A 16,059-nucleotide genomic window follows, 5' to 3' on the forward strand; every position below is an offset into this window, starting at 1 on the left:
GCCCTCCAGGGGAGAGCGGGTCCTTCCGTGGTGCGTGGGCGATACGCCCTGCGATCAGCTCTGGCCGCCGGCCAGCTTCTCGCGGAGCGCGGCCAGCGCCTCGTCCGACGCGAGGGCGCCGGACTGGTCGCCGGACTCCGAGGAGTACGAGCCACCGGCCGGGCCGGCCGGAGCCGCCTCGCCGGCCGCGGCCGCGGCCTCGGCGTCCGCCTCGCGGGACTTGATGACCTGCGCCTGGTGCTGCTCGAAGCGGGCCTGCGCCTCGGCGTACTGGCGCTCCCACTCCTCGCGCTGCTTCTCGTAACCCTCGAGCCAGTCGTTGGCCTCGGGGTCGAAGCCCTCGGGGTAGATGTAGTTGCCCTGGTCGTCGTAGGACGCGGCCATGCCGTACAGGGTCGGGTCGAACTCGACCGAGGCCGGGTCGGCACCGAAGGACTCGTTGGCCTGCTTCAGCGAGAGGCTGATGCGACGACGCTCGAGGTCGATGTCGATGACCTTGACGAAGATCTCGTCGTTGACCTGGACGACCTGCTCCGGGATCTCCACGTGGCGCTCGGCCAGCTCGGAGATGTGGACCAGACCCTCGATGCCCTCGTCCACGCGGACGAACGCACCGAACGGCACCAGCTTGGTGACCTTGCCGGGGACGACCTGGCCGATCTGGTGGGTCCGGGCGAACTGCTGCCACGGGTCTTCCTGGGTCGCCTTCAGCGACAGCGAGACGCGCTCGCGGTCCATGTCGACGTCCAGGACCTCGACCGTGACCTCCTGGCCGACCTCGACGACCTCGGAGGGGTGGTCGATGTGCTTCCAGGACAGCTCGGACACGTGCACCAGGCCGTCCACGCCACCCAGGTCCACGAAGGCACCGAAGTTGACGATGGAGGAGACGACGCCGGAGCGCACCTGGCCCTTCTGGAGGGTGGTGAGGAAGGTCTGGCGGACCTCGCTCTGGGTCTGCTCCAGCCAGGCACGGCGGGAGAGGACCACGTTGTTGCGGTTCTTGTCCAGCTCGATGATCTTGGCCTCGAGCTCCTTGCCGACATACGGCTGGAGGTCGCGGACACGGCGCATCTCGACCAGGGAGGCGGGGAGGAAGCCGCGGAGGCCGATGTCGAGGATGAGACCACCCTTGACGACCTCGATGACGGTACCGGTGACGATGCCGTCCTCTTCCTTGATCTTCTCGATCGTGCCCCAGGCGCGCTCGTACTGGGCGCGCTTCTTGGACAGGATCAGACGGCCCTCCTTGTCCTCCTTCTGGAGGACCAGGGCCTCGATCTCGTCGCCCACGGCGACGACCTCGTTGGGGTCGACGTCGTGCTTGATCGAAAGCTCGCGCGAGGGGATGACACCCTCGGTCTTGTAACCGATGTCGAGCAGGACCTCGTCCCGGTCGACCTTCACGATGACGCCGTCGACGATGTCGCCGTCGTTGAAGTACTTGATCGTCTCGTCGATCGCGGCGAGGAAGGCTTCCTCGGAACCGATGTCGTTGACCGCCACCTGCGGGGTGGTACGAGGGGCCTGGGCCTCGGTGCTGCTCGTCATTAGGAAAAGGGCTCCGGTACGGACATGAAGTCGTAGGTACTGCTACGCCGTAAGCCCGTTTCGCTCCTGCCGATTCCGGACAGCCCGCAAGGCCGAGAGGTTTACAACAGATGTGAGCGCAGCCTGCTCCGTCCGAGGCGCGCAGGCTCGCAGCGCAACTTGTAGCATACGGGGGCAGCCGGGCACGGTCAATGCACGAAGAGCACACCACGGGCGTAACACCCCGTACCGGGCACTGGTACATGGACGTGCAGCGGCGGCACCGCAGCCACAGGTCACCACAGAGGGTACGACGAGCAGCGCGATGATCCAAGCACCGGCCCCCCGGCCCGATCCCGAAGAACCCGAGGCCACGCGCCGTGTCGCGGGCACCACGGAGAGCAGTCGAGCCAACCGCGGATGGTGGGACCGCAACGCCGACGAATACCAGAACGATCATGGAGAGTTCCTCGGGGACGCCGATTTCGTCTGGGGCCCGGAAGGAGCAACCGAGGACGAGCTCCACCTCCTCGGACCCACCGCCGGACTGAAGGGCGCGGCCGTCCTGGAGATCGGCGCCGGCGCCGCCCAGTGCTCCCGCTGGCTCGCCGCGCAGGGCGCCCGGCCCGTCGCCCTGGACCTCTCCCACCGCCAGCTCCAGCACGCCCGCCGCATCGACGACGCACGCACCGCGTCCACCTCCGCCCCTCCCGCCCCGGCGTTCCCCCTCATCCAGGCCGACGCCGGCGCCCTCCCCTTCGCCGACGCCTCCTTCGACCACGTCTGCTCCGCCTACGGCGCCCTCCCCTTCATCGCCGACACCGCCCACGTCATGCGCGAGGTCCGGCGCGTCCTGCGCCCCGGCGGCCGCTGGGTCTTCTCCGTCACCCACCCCATCCGCTGGGCCTTCCCCGACGAACCCGGCCCCGAGGGGCTCACCGCCTCCGCCTCCTACTTCGACCGCACCCCCTACGTCGAACAGGACGAGACCGGGCACGCCGTCTACGTCGAACACCACCGCACCCTCGGCGACCGCGTCCGCGAACTCGCCGCCGCCGGCTTCCACCTCGTCGACCTCGTCGAACCCGAGTGGCCCGCCTGGAACACCGCGGAATGGGGCGGCTGGTCCCCGCTGCGCGGCCACGTCATCCCCGGTACCGCGATCTTCGTCTGCGTCGCCCCGTGACCCCCCGACCCGCGGGCCTCCGCGAGGACGCCCTCGCCGCGCTCCCGGTGCGCACCGCCCTGCCCGCCCTCCACGACGCCCTCGACAGCCACGGCTGCGCCGTCCTGGCCGCCCCGCCCGGCACCGGCAAGACCACCCTCGTCCCGCTCGCCCTCGCCGGACTGCTCGACGACCGGCCCCGCCGGACCGTCGTCGTCGCCGAACCACGCCGCATGGCCGCCAAAGCCGCCGCCCGCCGCATGGCCTGGCTCCTCGGCGAGGAGCCGGGCGGCCGTGTCGGCCACACCGTACGCGGCGACCGCAGGGTCTCCCCCGCCACCGTCGTCGAAGTCGTCACCACCGGAGTCCTCCTCCAGCGGCTCCAGCGCGACCAGGAACTCCCCGGCACCACCACCGTGCTCCTCGACGAGTGCCACGAGCGCCACCTCGACGCCGACACCGCCATGGCCTTCCTGCTCGACGTGCGCGCCACCCTCCGCCCCGGCCTGCGCATCGTCGCCGCCTCCGCCACCACAGACGCCGACGCCTGGTCCCGGCTGCTCGGCGACGCACCCGTCGTCCAGGCCGAAGGCCGCCTCCACCCCGTCACCGTCACGCACGTACCGCCGCCGCAGGGCATCCGCCCACCGCACGGCACGCGCGTCGACCCCGCGTTCCTCGACCACGTCGCCGCCACCGTCCGCACCGCCCTGCGCACCGCCCACGGCGACGTCCTCTGCTTCCTCCCCGGCACCGGCGAGATCGCCCGTGTCGCGGGCCTGCTCGCCGGCACGGACGCCGAGGTCCTCCAGCTCCACGGCCAGGCACCCGCCGCCGTCCAGGACGCCGTGCTCCGCGGCGGCGACGGCACCCGGCGCCGCGTCGTCCTCGCCACCTCCGTCGCCGAATCCAGCCTCACCGTCCCCGGTGTACGGGTCGTCGTCGACTCCGGCCTCGCCCGCGAACCCCGCACCGACCACGCCCGCGGACTCGGCTCCCTCACCACCGTCCGGGCCTCCCTCGCCACCGCCGCCCAGCGCGCCGGACGCGCCGGACGCGAGGCCCCCGGCACCGCCTACCGCTGCTGGCACGAGGCCGAGGACACCGCCCGGCCCCGCTTCCCCTCCCCCGAGATCACCGTCGCCGACCTCACCCCCTTCGCCCTTCAGGCAGCCGCGTGGGGCGACCCCGACGCCACCGGGCTCGCCCTCCTCGACCCACCCCCGCCCGGCGCCCTGGCCGCCGCCCACGACGTCCTCACGGCCATCGGCGCCCTCCGTCAAGGCGGCCGCACCACCGACCGCGGCGACCGCATGGCCCGCATCGGCCTCCACCCCCGCCTCGCCCGCGCCCTGCTCGACGGCGCCCCCCACACCGGCACCCGCAGGGCCGCCGACATCGTCGCCCTGCTGTCGGAACAGCCCCCGCGCGAACACGGCGACGACCTCGCCGCCGCCTGGCGCACCGCCCGCCGCTCCCGCGACGCCCACGCCGACCGCTGGCGCCGGGAAGCTCGCCGGCTCGCCGCCGCGGCCCCCGACCACCCCGCCACCGCGCTCACCGACGACACCGCCGCCGGCCTCGTCACCGCCCTCGCCTTCCCCGAACGCGTCGCCCGCCGCCGCGCGGGCACGGTGGCGGGCCCTGGCTCCGGCTCCGGCTCCCGCTCCGGCTACCTGATGGCCTCCGGCACCGCCGCCGACCTGGCCGACGGCACCCGACTCGGCACCCCCCAGTGGCTCGCCATCGCCGTGGCCGACCGCCCCGTCGGCTCCCCCTCCGCCCGCGTACGCCTCGCCGCGGCCATCGACGAGGACACCGCCCGCACCGCGGCCGCGCCCCTGCTCACCGAGAACGACGAGGTCACCTGGACCGACAGCGACGTCACCGCCCAGCACACCGACCGCCTCGGTGCGATCACCCTCACCGCCCGCCCCCTCGCCGACCCCGACCCCGCACAACTGCGCACCGCCCTCCTCGACGGCCTCCGCCGCGAGGGACCGCGCCTGCTGAGGTGGACCCGCGACGCCGACACCCTGCGCCGGCGCCTCGCCTTCCTCCACCGCGAGATCGGCGCCCCCTGGCCCGACGTCTCCGACGAGGCCCTGCTCTCCCGCGCGGACGACTGGCTCGCCCCCGAACTCGCCACCGCCCACCGCCGCGCCGACCTCGCCCGCGTCGACGCCGCCGCGGCCCTGGGCCGCCTCCTGCCCTGGGCCGCCGGCGACGCCGCCCGCCTGGACGAACTCGCCCCGGAGCGCCTGGAGATCCCCTCCGGCTCCCGGGTCCGCATCTCCTACGACGACGACCGTCCCGTCCTCGCCGCCAAGCTCCAGGAGCTCTTCGGCTGGACCGCCACCCCGCGTATCGCCGGCGGCCGCGTCCCCCTCCTCGTCCACCTCCTCTCCCCCGCCGGCCGCCCCGCCGCCGTCACCGCCGACCTCGCCTCCTTCTGGCGCGACGGCTACCGCGCGGTGCGCGCGGAACTGCGCGGCCGCTACCCCAAGCACCCCTGGCCCGAGGACCCCACGACGGCGGTCGCCACCCGGCACACGAAGGCGCGCCTCAATACTTCGGGCCGATGAAGCGGTCCATGAGCGCGACGGACTCCCGGCGGGCGACCGAGATGTTGTACGGGTCCTTGCCGCGCCGGGTGACCTTCCATTCCACGCCGACCTTGTCGAGCGTGTCGGAGAGAAGCTCGCGGATGTCGCCGGACTTGTTGGTGAAGAAGTACCGCGGGTACTCGTAGCGCTTGCGCTCCCCGGCCACGGTCCGCGTGGTCCAGTTGGTGATGCGGCACCCGTCGGAATGGATGAGCCCCCGGATGAACTCCCACGGATGCCCGTCCACGACGGCCTGCTGCCATGGCTCCAGCACGATGCGGCGCTCGTGTTTCCTGCCCGCGCCATGCTGCGGGAACATGCACCACAGGTGCTTCGAGTAGACCTTGACGTTGCGGCACCCGGTTCTGCGCACGCGGCACGTTTTGTTCTGCGGGAAGACGGCCCGCATCGCCCTTTCGGCCTCGTCCATGAGACCAGGCCACTCCTCCGAGCAGGTGATCATGAGGCTGGGCACGCGATGCTGGGAGTACTGGATGATGTGGCCGTCACCGAGATAGAGGCCGAGCAGGTACGAGTAGGCAGCCTCGTCGAGTGTGGAGCCGTCACAGCGGGGGCATGACGGGGCAGGCCGCCCAGGGCATTCACCGCGTTCGGCTCGGTCGAGATGCAGCCAGTAGCCGACGGTGCCCAGCGGTACTCCGAGCCTGCGAGCCACTTCGGCGTTTCTTACACCAGCACGGCACAAGGCGACTGCCTGATGACGCAATTCGTTCCCGTGTGCGACCATGCCACTACTCTGCGCAAGGCGCACCTGTCGCACTGACAAACAGTGAACGTTCACACGAACGAGGATTCGTTGAGGTGTGCCGGGTGCGGGACTTGAACCCGCACGCCCTTTCGGGCAATCGCTTTTGAGGCGATCATGTCTGCCGATTCCATCAACCCGGCTAGTTGCGGATCACAGCGTACCGTGTGGGAAGTCGGCACCGCAGCTAGGTAGGCTCTAAACGCAGCACCTGCCCTGGAACGAGGAGTCCCGTGAGCGCCGCCGAGCCCGAGCACGAGCACGTCGACGAGCAGTCGCACGTACCGCCGCAGACCACCCGCGTGGTGATCGCCGAGGACGAGGCGCTGATCAGGCTCGACCTGAAAGAGATGCTCGAGGAGGAGGGCTACTCCGTCGTCGGCGAGGCGGGGGACGGCGAGACGGCCGTGAAGCTCGCCGAGGAGCTGCGGCCGGATCTGGTGATCCTGGACGTGAAGATGCCCGTGCTGGACGGCATCTCCGCCGCCGAGCGGATCGCCAAGGAGAAGATCGCGCCGGTGCTGATGCTGACCGCCTTCTCGCAGCGCGAGCTGGTGGAGCGGGCCCGGGACGCGGGCGCCATGGCCTACCTGGTGAAGCCCTTCAGCAAGAGCGATGTCGTCCCCGCGATCGAGATGGCGGTGTCGCGCTTCACGGAGCTGCGGGCGCTGGAGGAGGAGATCGCGGACCTGAGTCTGCGGCTGGAGACCCGGAAGCTGGTGGACCGGGCGAAGAGCGTCCTGCAGACGAAGTACGGGCTGACCGAGCCGGCCGCTTTCCGGTGGATCCAGAAGACGTCGATGGACCGCCGGATGACGATGCAGGCGGTGGCTCAGGCCGTGCTGGACGAGGTGGACGGCGGCGCCAAGTAGCGTCGGCCGGGGGCTGGTTCCGGCCGGCGGCCGTTCAGGCCGAGTGGTCGGGCCAGTCGCGTTGTGGCAGGGGGATGTCCGATGCGGGCATCCCTTTGTCGTTGGTGACGGCGAGGTGGTGGACGGCGGCGTCGCGGGGGATGTCGAACCACAGGTCGTACTGGGCGCTGTCGTGGGCGCCGATGTCGATGGTGAGCGGCTGGCGCTTGATCTGCATGGCCTCCCAGTCCATGGGGTGCCGGCTGCCGTCGGCGAGGACGAGGCGGTGGAGGTCGTTGTCGAGGCGTGCGCTGACGGAGTCGTCGACGGTGACGAGGACGCGTATGCGGCAGAGGCGGCCTTTGGCGGGGTGTTCGGCGTGGGTGCCGACGATGACGGCGATGCCGCAACGCAGGGCGAGGGCGCGGAATTCGAGGTTCCCCGCCTTGACGGCGGGTGCGTCGAGGGGGATTTCGAGCTGACGGAGGGGTTGGCCGGCCGCGGACGGGGAAGGGTGGGGCCATATCGCGGCGGCGGTGAGGGCCGCTACCGTGGCTCCGGCGAGCGCTCCGGCCAGGGCGGTCAGCGCGGGTCGGCGGGCCGGCCGTCGCAAAAGGCCGCTAAATCGGACCTTTGACTGCATCTCTCCCCCTCGGGTCGTCCGGTTACCGGTAAGGACCGTTCTGTTTCCGGCACATGACCCAGGTCACCGTCCGATCACATATCTTCCTACGACCTATCTGTGTGCCTGATCAGCGGATTACATTCCCGCCAACCCGCGTGATGTTCACGCGGTCGCAATCCGGAGGGCCTACGGCCCGCCGACTCGTAATCTCATTGGGCGGCTCCAGGGGGTCGTAGTGCTCAACAAGAAGTTCGTCAAGTTTGCTATCCCGGTGGCAGTTGGCGCTCTTGCACTCACCGCGTGCGGTGGCGGCAAGGACGACAGCGGCAAGGGCGGCGGCAAGCCGACGTTCTCCATCGGCTTCCAGGGGCCGCTGTCCGGCGACAACAGCGCGCTGGGCATCAACGAGGACAACGGCGTGAAGTTGGCCGTCGAAGAGGCCAACAAGAAGGGCGACCTGCCCTTCACGCTGAAGGTCGTGGACGGTGACGACCAGGGTCTGCCGGACCAGGCGCCCGCTGCCGCCCAGAAGCTCATCGGTGACACCAGCGTCGTCGCCGTCGTCGGCCCGGCGTTCTCCGGCCCGACGAAGGCCTCGGGTGGCCTGTACGCCCAGGCGCAGCTCGCCGCGGTGTCGCCGTCGGCGACCAACCCGGACCTGACGAGCCAGGGCTTCACCTCGTTCCTGCGCGGTGCTCCGAACGACAACGAGCAGGGTGCCGGCATGGCCGAGTACCTGTCGAAGAAGGAGAAGGCCAAGAAGGTCTTCGTCATCGACGACAAGAGCGAGTACGGCGTCGGTCTGGCGAAGGTCGCGATCGACAGCCTGAAGGCCGCGGGTGTCACGGTGGAGACGGACTCCGTCCCGGCGAAGACCCCGGACTACACCGCTGCCGCGACGAAGGTCGTCAACTCGAAGGCCGACGCGCTGATCTACGCGGGTTACTACGCGGACCTGGCGCCCTTCGCCAAGAAGCTGGCCGACGGCGGTTTCAAGGGTATCGGCATCTCGGGTGACGGTTCCAACGACGCGAAGTTCGTGGAGCTGGCCGGCGCCGCGGCCGACAACTGGTTCCTGACCTGCCCGTGCACCGACGCCACGAAGAACGAGAGCACCAAGGCGTTCACCGAGGCGTACACCAAGAAGTTCAACACGCCTCCGGGCACCTACTCGGCCGAGTCGTACGACATCGCGAACCTGGTCATCTCCGAGATGAAGAAGCTCGGCAAGGACGTCACGCGCGAGAAGCTGCTGGCGGCCCTGAAGGGTGTCAACTACAAGGGCCTGACCAAGGAGTTCTCCTTCGACGACAAGGGTGAGCTGAAGATCAAGAACGTGTACCTGTACCAGGTCGCCGACGGCAAGATCGGCTACCTGGGTGACGTTGCCACCCTCAGCAACGGCTGATCCGGCAACCGGCACCTGAGGTGGGGGGCGTGGGGCGCGGCACCGATTCCGGCCGCCGCCCCGCGCTCCCCATCGTCGTGCCGGACGCGTCTTCGCCGCCCTTCACCGGCTTCAGCAAGGATTCCCACGCAGCATGAATCTCTTCCACAACTTCTGGGACTACTTCATCCCAGGCTTGACGACGGGCTCCATGTACGCCGTCATCGCGATCGGGTACACCCTGGTCTACGGCGTGCTCCAGCTCATCAACTTCGCCCACAGCGAGGTCTTCATGATGGGCGGCTTCGGTTCGCTCGTCGTGCTCTCCGAGCTCGCCCCGCAGTCCCCGCACGGGTTCACCTCCGTCGTCTGGGTGATCGTCGGCATGATCGCCGGCGCCCTGGTCGGAGCACTGACCGCGTTCGGGCTGGAGAAGGCGGCGTACAAGCCGCTGCGCAAGCGCAACGCCCCGAAGCTGGTCTTCCTGATCAGCGCGATCGGCGCGTCGTTCTTCCTGTACAACCTGGCGGGCAAGCTGTGGGGCCGCAACCCCGTGCCGATGCCGGAGCTGTACACCAACGGTGAGGTCTTCAGCGTCTTCGGCACCCCGGTGAAGATCACGCAGCTGATCATCATCGGTTCCGCGGTCGCGATGATGATCGGTCTGGACCTGGTCGTCAACCGCACGAAGATGGGTGCGGGCATCCGGGCCGTCGCGCAGGACGCCGAGACGGCGGGTCTGATGGGTGTCGACATCGACAAGATCATCTCCCGTACGTTCATCATCGGCGGTCTGCTGGGTGGTGCGGCCGGCTTCCTGTACGGCTTCGGCATCTCCGGCCAGGTCTGGTTCACGGTGGGCTTCCTGCCGGGCATCAAGGCCTTCGCCGCGGCGGTGCTGGGCGGCATCGGCAACATCCGTGGCGCGATGCTGGGCGGCCTGCTGCTGGGCATCGTCGAGAACCTGAGCTCCCCGCTCTTCGGCACCCAGTGGATCGACGTGACCGCGTTCGTGGTCCTGATCCTGGTGCTGATGTTCCGTCCGACGGGCATCATGGGCGAGCGTCTGGGGAGGTCGGCATGAGCGACGCGACCGCTTCCAAGTCCTTCTCGGTGGACGTGGCGAAGCTGCGCCGCAAGGCGTGGTACCAGGAGCCCCGTTGGACCCGCCTGCTCGGCATGGTGGCGCTGGGCTTCATCCTCGCGCTGATGACGGGCGAGGACGGCAACCCGGCGGAGAAGTTGTCGGCTTTCACCGGCGCCTTCGAGTCGGCGCGGCTGTACATCTGCATCGCCATCCTGGTGGGTGTGTGGGCGCTGGTGGAGTTCGGTGCTCCGGTGCGCCAGGCGGCCCGGCAGGGCGCGCAGGGCGTCAACAAGTCGCTGGAGCCGACCCGGGCGATGTTCCGGTCCAACGGCTGGCTGCGGCTGGGCGCCCTGGTGCTCGTCCTGGTGCTGGCGATCGTCATCCCCGCCAACACCAGCCTGTTCTGGCAGGAGGTCCTCGTCACGCAGATGGGGATCTTCATGATCATCGCGGTCGGTCTGAACGTGGTGGTCGGCTGGGCCGGTCTGCTGGACCTGGGCTTCATCGCCTTCTACGCGATCGGCGCGTACTCCTGTGCCTTCTGGACCGGCCACATGCCGGTGAAGCCGCCGTTCACGGTGGGCGCGCTGGAGTCGATCCCGTTCGCCATCGTCACCTGCCTGATCGCCGGTGTGCTGCTGGGCGCCCCGACGCTGCGGCTGCGCGGTGACTACCTGGCGATCGTGACGCTGGGCTTCCACGAGATCGTGTACCTGGTCGCCAAGAACTCGGACGGGTTCACCAACGGTTCGCGTGGTGTCATCGGCATCCCGCACCCGTCGATCCACATCGGTCCGATCAACTACGACTGGACGCTGGACCCGCTGCCGTACTGGTACCTGCTGCTGTTCTTCCTGGTGGTGCTGATCTTCCTGTACAACCGCCTGGAGCACTCGCGGATCGGCCGGACCTGGACGGCGATCCGGGAGGACGAGGTGGCCGCCTCGGCGACGGGCATCAACACCGTCCGGTACAAGCTGCTGGCGTTCGCGATCGGTGCGTCGACCTCGGGTCTGGCGGGCGTGGTGTACTCCAGCAAGGTCGGCTTCATCAACCCGGAGAACTTCACCATCGTGCTGTCGGTGCTCGCGCTGGCGTACGTGGTGTTCGGCGGCATGGGCTCCATCGCGGGCGTGCTGTTCGGTGCCGCGCTGCTGGTGTGGCTGCCGAACGCGCTGCGCGACTACGTCCCGGAGCAGGACCGCTTCATCTACCTGGGTGCGCTGCTCGTCATCATGATGATCTTCCGTCCGCAGGGTGTGATCCCCTCCCGCCGCAGGCAGCGCGAGCTGCACATGGCGGAGGCGGGCATCGGTGACGCCGATGCGATGACCGAGCCGGCGGGAGGAGTGAAGTCGTGAACGCGGTGAAGGACGCGGGCGTGGAGCCCGCGCAGACCGGCGGGACGGTGCTGCAGGCCCGTGGCGTGACGCTGCGGTTCGGTGGTCTCACCAGCCTCTCGGACGTCAACCTGACGATGCGGCGGGGCGAGATCCTCGCGGTGATCGGCCCGAACGGCGCGGGCAAGACCTCGCTGTTCAACTCCCTGACGGGTGTGTACGTCCCGCAGGAGGGCGCGATCACCTTCCACGAGGAGGGCGGTGCGGAGCACAAGTTGCTCGGCACCAAGCCCTACCTGGTGAACCGTTACGGTGTGGCCCGTACGTACCAGAACATCCGGCTCTTCAGCGCCCTGACGGCGCTGGAGAATGTCAAGATCGCGGCGGAGTCGCGGCAGAAGTCGGGAGCGATCTCGATCATGCTGGGCCTGCCGTGGGCGCGCCGGGACGAGAAGGCCAGCGACCAGCGGGCGCAGGAACTGCTGTCGTACGTGGGCCTGTCGGGCAAGCACAACGAGCTCGCCGCCGGCCTCTCCTACGGTGACCAGCGGCGTCTGGAGATCGCCCGGGCGCTGGCGACCGACCCGAAGGTGCTGCTGCTGGACGAGCCGGCGGCCGGTACTAACCCGACGGAGAAGCTGGAGCTGGAGCAGCTGATCCGCCGGATCAACCGGGACCTGGGCGTCAGTGTGCTGCTGATCGAGCACGACATGAAGCTCGTGATGTCGGTCGCGGACCGTGTCATGGTGCTCAACTTCGGCAAGGTGATCGCCGAGGGTCTGCCCGAGGAGGTGCAGCGCGATCCCGCGGTGATCGAGGCGTACCTGGGTGCGGCCGACGAGGAGGCCGTGGAGGCCGTCGCGGAGATGGTGGAGATCGTCGAGTCCCACCACGCGGCCGATGCTCCGGAAGTCCCCGCGCCGCGTGAGTCCGAGGAGGAGGGCCGATGACCGAGGCCGCCGAGTTCGAGAAGGCGACGGCTGGTTCCGTCACCGAGGCCCCGGCGATGCTGGAGCTGGTCGACCTGCAGGTGTTCTACGGCGCCATCCAGGCGCTGAAGGGCATTAACGTGACGGTCCGGCAGGGCGAGGTCGTGGCCCTGCTGGGCGCGAACGGCGCCGGCAAGACCACCACCTTGCGCACGATCTCCGGTCTGCTGCAGCCCCGTCACGGCGAGGTGCGGCTGGGCGGCGAGCGGATCGACGGCGTTCCGGCGCACAAGGTCGTGGAGCTCGGCATCGGCCAGTCCCCGGAGGGCCGCCGGGTCTTCCCGGTGATGACGGTGCTGGAGAACCTGGAGATGGGTGCGTACCGGTTCAAGGGCGTCCCCAAGGACGACCTGGACCGCGTGCTGACCCTCTTCCCGCGCCTGGCGGAGCGGCGTACGCAGCTGGCGGGCACCCTGTCCGGCGGTGAGCAGCAGATGCTGGCCATCGGCCGGGCCCTGATGGGCCGCCCGAATCTGCTGCTGCTCGACGAGCCGTCGATGGGTCTGGCGCCGCTGATCGTCCAGCAGATCTTCGAGATCATCAAGGAGATCAACGACCAGGGCACCACGGTGCTGCTGGTGGAGCAGAACGCCTCCCAGGCGCTGCAGCTGGCCGACCGCGGCTATGTGCTGGAGACGGGCGAGATCGTCATGGAGGACGCCGCCTCGGCCCTGCTGTCCGACCCGCGCGTGCGTGCCGCATACCTCGGTGAGGGTGCGGCGTAGCGTTCGGCGTCACCTGGTACGCGGAACGGCCCCCGGAGGATACCGGGGGCCGTTCCGCGTGTGTGCGGCGTTCGCGACGGCCGTGCGTCAGGGGGTGACGGTGCCCGGGGCGGCGGGCGTGGCCGGGCGCAGCATGCAGGTGAGGCGGGCGGAGCAGACCCGGCGGTCCTGCTCGTCGCTGATGACGATCTCGTAGGTCGCGGAGGAGCGGCCGCGGTGGACGGGGGTGGCGATCCCGGTCACCTTGCCGGAGCGCAGGCCGCGGTGGTGGGTGCAGTTGAGGTCGACCCCGACGGCGAGCTTGCCGGGGCCGCCGTGCAGCATGGCGCCGATGGAGCCCATGGTCTCGGCCAGGACGGCGGAGGCGCCGCCGTGGAGGAGCCCATAGGGCTGGGTGTTCCCCTCGACGGGCATGGTGCCCACGACGCGCTCCGCGGACGCCTCGACGATCTCGATGCCCATGCGGGAGCCGAGGTCGCCGGCGGAGAACAGCGCCACCAGGTCGACGCCGAGTCCGGCGTACTGCTCGATGACCTCCGGGGAGAAAAGGCTGGTGCTGGTCTGCTCGCCCATGGACGGTGGCTCCGATCGTCGTCGTTCGGTGTACTGGCCCGTTTTCTACCGGACGGTCAGTGGGGACCGCCGACCGGGGTGGTCTGTTCCAGCCGGACGACGACGGACTTGGACGCAGGGGTGTTGCTGGTGTCGGCGGTGTGGTCGAGCGGGACCAGCACATTGGTCTCCGGGTAGTAGGCGGCGGCGCAGCCGCGGGCCGTCGGGTAGTGGACCACCCGGAAGCCCTCGGCGCGGCGTTCGGTGCCGTCCGTCCACTCGCTGACCAGGTTGGTGTAGGCGCCGTCGGCGAAGCCGAGGGCGGCGGCGTCGTCGGGGTGGACCAGGACGACGCGGCGGCCGCCCTTGATGCCGCGGTAGCGGTCGTCGAGGCCGTAGATGGTGGTGTTGTACTGGTCGTGCGAGCGCAGCGTCTGCAGCAGCAGCCGGCCCTCGGGCACGTGGGGGTACTCCAGGGGCGCGGCGGTGAAGTTGGCGAGCCCGGTGGCGGTGGGGAAGCGGCGGGAGTCGCGCGGGGCGTGCGGGAGGGTGAAGCCGCCGGGGCGGCGCACCTTGACGTTGAAGTCGTCGAAGCCGGGGATCACGCGGGAGATGCGGTCGCGGATCCGGTCGTAGTCGCCCTCGAACTCCTGCCAGGGCACCCGGCTGTCCGGGCCGAGGACGGCGCGGGCGAGGCGGCAGATGATGGCCGGCTCGGACAGCAGCAAGGGGCCCGCGGGCTCCAGGCCGCCGCGGGAGGCGTGCACCATGCCCATGGAGTCCTCGACGGTGACGAACTGCTCGCCGGCCGCCTGGACGTCCCTCTCGGTGCGGCCCAGGGTGGGCAGGATCAGGGCGCGGGCGCCGGTGACCACGTGGGAGCGGTTGAGCTTGGTGGACACGTGCACGGTGAGGCGCGCGCGGCGCATGGCGGCCTCGGTGACGTTCGTGTCGGGTGAGGCGGCGACGAAGTTGCCGCCCATGGCGAAGAACACCTTGGCGTCGCCGTCGCGCAGGGCGCGGATGGCGGCGACGGTGTCGAGGCCGTGCTCGCGGGGCGGGGCGAAGCCGAACTCCTTCTCCAGGGCGTCGAGGAAGGCGGGTGCCGGCTTCTCGTAGATGCCCATGGTGCGGTCGCCCTGGACGTTGCTGTGGCCGCGCACGGGGCACACGCCGGCGCCGGGGCGGCCGATGTTGCCACGCAGGAGGAGGAAGTTGACGACCTCCTTGATGGTGGGCACGGAGTGCTTGTGCTGGGTGAGGCCCATGGCCCAGCAGACGATGACACTCTTGGCGTCGAGCACCATGGCGAGCAGCCGGTCGATGTCGGACTGCGGCAGCCCGGTGACGCGCAGCACCTCGTCGGGGTCGGTGGCGCGGGCCGCGGCGGCGCACTCGTCGAAGCCGTGGGTGTGCCCGGCGATGAAGGCCTGGTCGAGGACGGTGCCGGGGGCCTGGTCCTCGGCCTCCAGAAGCGCCTTGTTGAGGGCGCGGAAGAGGGCCTGGTCGCCGCCGAGCCGGATCTGCAGGAAGAGGTCGGCGAGCGGGGTGCCGCCGCCGGCCAGGCCCTTGGGGGTCTGCGGGTTCTTGAAACGCTGCAGGCCGGCCTCGGGCAGCGGGTTGATCGTGACGATCCTCGCGCCGCTCTCCTTCGCCTTCTCCAGGGCGGAGAGCATGCGGGGGTGGTTGGTGCCCGGGTTCTGCCCGGCGACGATGATCAGGTCGGCGCGGTACAGGTCCTCCAGCAGGACGCTGCCCTTGCCGATGCCGATGGTCTCCGCGAGCGCCGAGCCGGACGACTCGTGGCACATGTTGGAGCAGTCGGGCAGGTTGTTGGTGCCGAACTCGCGGGCGAAGAGCTGGTAGAGGAAGGCGGCCTCGTTGCTGGTGCGGCCGGAGGTGTAGAACACGGCCTCGTCGGGGCCCGCCAGGCCGTTCAGCTCGTCGGCGACGATCTCGAAGGCGCGCTCCCACGGGACGGGCTCGTAGTGGTCGGCGCCGTCCGGCAGGTACATGGGCTGGGTGAGACGGCCCTGCTGGCCCAGCCAGTAGCCGCTGCGCCGGGCGAGGTCGGCGACGGGGTGCGCGGCGAAGAAGTCCGGGGTGACCCGGCGCAGGGTGGCCTCCTCGGCGACGGCCTTGGCGCCGTTCTCGCAGAACTCGGCGGTGTGCCGGTGCTCCGGCTCGGGCCAGGCGCAGCCGGGGCAGTCGAAGCCGTCCTTCTGGTTGACCTTGAGGAGGGTGAGCGCGGTGCGGCGCACTCCCATCTGCCGCTGCGCGATGCGGAGGGTGTGCCCGATGGCGGGGAGCCCGGCAGCAGCCTGCTGCGGGGCGCTGACCTCGGGTGCGTCCTGGACGGGGTCGCCTGCTGGTGCTTTGCCTGCCATGGCTCCGATCCTGCCACGACCAGGCGGCGGACCGGCAGTGTCAGTCGGG

Annotated in this window: 13 protein-coding genes and 1 tRNA gene; 8 read left to right on the forward strand and 6 right to left on the reverse strand. The window is 70.2% G+C overall.

What is annotated here, in order from left to right; genetic code table 11:
* Window positions 1–54: 54 nt before the first annotated feature.
* Window positions 55–1,551 carry a 30S ribosomal protein S1 gene (gene rpsA, locus AC3EUJ_RS05745; protein WP_431959853.1) on the reverse strand — a complete coding sequence of 499 codons (1,497 nt, stop codon included), beginning with the start codon at window positions 1,549–1,551 and terminating at the stop codon, window positions 55–57.
* Between the two features lie 304 nt (window positions 1,552–1,855).
* On the opposite strand from rpsA, the gene AC3EUJ_RS05750 reads away from it, so the two are divergent.
* Both AC3EUJ_RS05750 and hrpB read left to right on the forward strand, forming a co-directional pair.
* Window positions 1,856–2,716, forward strand: coding sequence for a class I SAM-dependent methyltransferase (locus tag AC3EUJ_RS05750; RefSeq protein WP_431959854.1), 861 nt, complete (start codon window positions 1,856–1,858; stop codon window positions 2,714–2,716).
* Window positions 2,644–5,280: an ATP-dependent helicase HrpB gene (hrpB, locus tag AC3EUJ_RS05755; protein WP_431959855.1), complete on the forward strand. Its 2,637-nt coding sequence runs from the start codon at window positions 2,644–2,646 to the stop codon at window positions 5,278–5,280. The genes AC3EUJ_RS05750 and hrpB overlap by 73 nt, the downstream gene beginning before the upstream one ends.
* Here hrpB and AC3EUJ_RS05760 read toward each other — a convergent pair.
* Together AC3EUJ_RS05760 and AC3EUJ_RS05765 are read right to left on the reverse strand one after the other, a co-directional pair.
* Window positions 5,261–6,049: a helix-turn-helix domain-containing protein gene (locus AC3EUJ_RS05760; protein ID WP_431959857.1), complete on the reverse strand. Its 789-nt coding sequence runs from the start codon at window positions 6,047–6,049 to the stop codon at window positions 5,261–5,263. The two genes, hrpB and AC3EUJ_RS05760, sit on opposite strands and share 20 nt — an antisense overlap.
* A gap of 77 nt (window positions 6,050–6,126) precedes the next feature.
* Window positions 6,127–6,210: transfer RNA gene (locus tag AC3EUJ_RS05765), tRNA-Leu, on the reverse strand.
* Window positions 6,211–6,300: 90 nt separating this feature from the next.
* On the opposite strand from AC3EUJ_RS05765, the gene AC3EUJ_RS05770 reads away from it, so the two are divergent.
* Window positions 6,301–6,939: an ANTAR domain-containing response regulator gene (locus AC3EUJ_RS05770; protein ID WP_431959859.1), complete on the forward strand. Its 639-nt coding sequence runs from the start codon at window positions 6,301–6,303 to the stop codon at window positions 6,937–6,939.
* Between the two features lie 34 nt (window positions 6,940–6,973).
* Here AC3EUJ_RS05770 and AC3EUJ_RS05775 read toward each other — a convergent pair whose 3' ends face one another.
* Window positions 6,974–7,531 (reverse strand): hypothetical protein, encoded by a 558-nt coding sequence (locus tag AC3EUJ_RS05775; RefSeq protein ID WP_431959860.1) that lies wholly within the window; start codon window positions 7,529–7,531, stop codon window positions 6,974–6,976.
* Window positions 7,532–7,814: 283 nt separating this feature from the next.
* Between AC3EUJ_RS05775 and AC3EUJ_RS05780 the strand changes: the two genes are divergently transcribed.
* The 5 genes from AC3EUJ_RS05780 to AC3EUJ_RS05800 all read left to right on the forward strand — a co-directional run bounded on the left by AC3EUJ_RS05780 (window position 7,815) and on the right by AC3EUJ_RS05800 (window position 13,071).
* On the forward strand, window positions 7,815–8,951 hold the full coding sequence (locus AC3EUJ_RS05780) for a branched-chain amino acid ABC transporter substrate-binding protein (RefSeq protein ID WP_431959861.1): 1,137 nt from the start codon (window positions 7,815–7,817) through the stop codon (window positions 8,949–8,951).
* A 133-nt stretch (window positions 8,952–9,084) separates the two neighbouring features.
* Complete coding sequence (locus AC3EUJ_RS05785) at window positions 9,085–10,014, forward strand: branched-chain amino acid ABC transporter permease (protein WP_018557217.1); 930 nt, start codon at window positions 9,085–9,087, stop codon at window positions 10,012–10,014.
* Window positions 10,011–11,378 carry a branched-chain amino acid ABC transporter permease gene (locus AC3EUJ_RS05790; protein ID WP_431959862.1) on the forward strand — a complete coding sequence of 456 codons (1,368 nt, stop codon included), beginning with the start codon at window positions 10,011–10,013 and terminating at the stop codon, window positions 11,376–11,378. Before AC3EUJ_RS05785 ends, AC3EUJ_RS05790 begins: the two co-directional genes overlap by 4 nt.
* Complete coding sequence (locus AC3EUJ_RS05795) at window positions 11,375–12,307, forward strand: ABC transporter ATP-binding protein (RefSeq protein ID WP_431959863.1); 933 nt, start codon at window positions 11,375–11,377, stop codon at window positions 12,305–12,307. Before AC3EUJ_RS05790 ends, AC3EUJ_RS05795 begins: the two co-directional genes overlap by 4 nt.
* Window positions 12,304–13,071, forward strand: a complete 768-nt coding sequence (locus AC3EUJ_RS05800) for an ABC transporter ATP-binding protein (RefSeq protein ID WP_431959865.1) — start codon at window positions 12,304–12,306, stop codon at window positions 13,069–13,071. The genes AC3EUJ_RS05795 and AC3EUJ_RS05800 overlap by 4 nt, the downstream gene beginning before the upstream one ends.
* Before the next feature lie 87 nt (window positions 13,072–13,158).
* Here AC3EUJ_RS05800 and AC3EUJ_RS05805 read toward each other — a convergent pair whose 3' ends face one another.
* Together AC3EUJ_RS05805 and AC3EUJ_RS05810 are read right to left on the reverse strand one after the other, a co-directional pair.
* The gene (locus AC3EUJ_RS05805) at window positions 13,159–13,644 is read right to left on the reverse strand and encodes a PaaI family thioesterase (protein WP_431959866.1); all 486 of its coding nucleotides are present in this window, start codon (window positions 13,642–13,644) and stop codon (window positions 13,159–13,161) included.
* A 56-nt stretch (window positions 13,645–13,700) separates the two neighbouring features.
* Window positions 13,701–16,010 carry an FdhF/YdeP family oxidoreductase gene (locus AC3EUJ_RS05810; protein ID WP_431959867.1) on the reverse strand — a complete coding sequence of 770 codons (2,310 nt, stop codon included), beginning with the start codon at window positions 16,008–16,010 and terminating at the stop codon, window positions 13,701–13,703.
* Window positions 16,011–16,059 lie beyond the last annotated feature (49 nt).

It is taken from the genome of Actinacidiphila sp. bgisy160, from assembly GCF_057707815.1.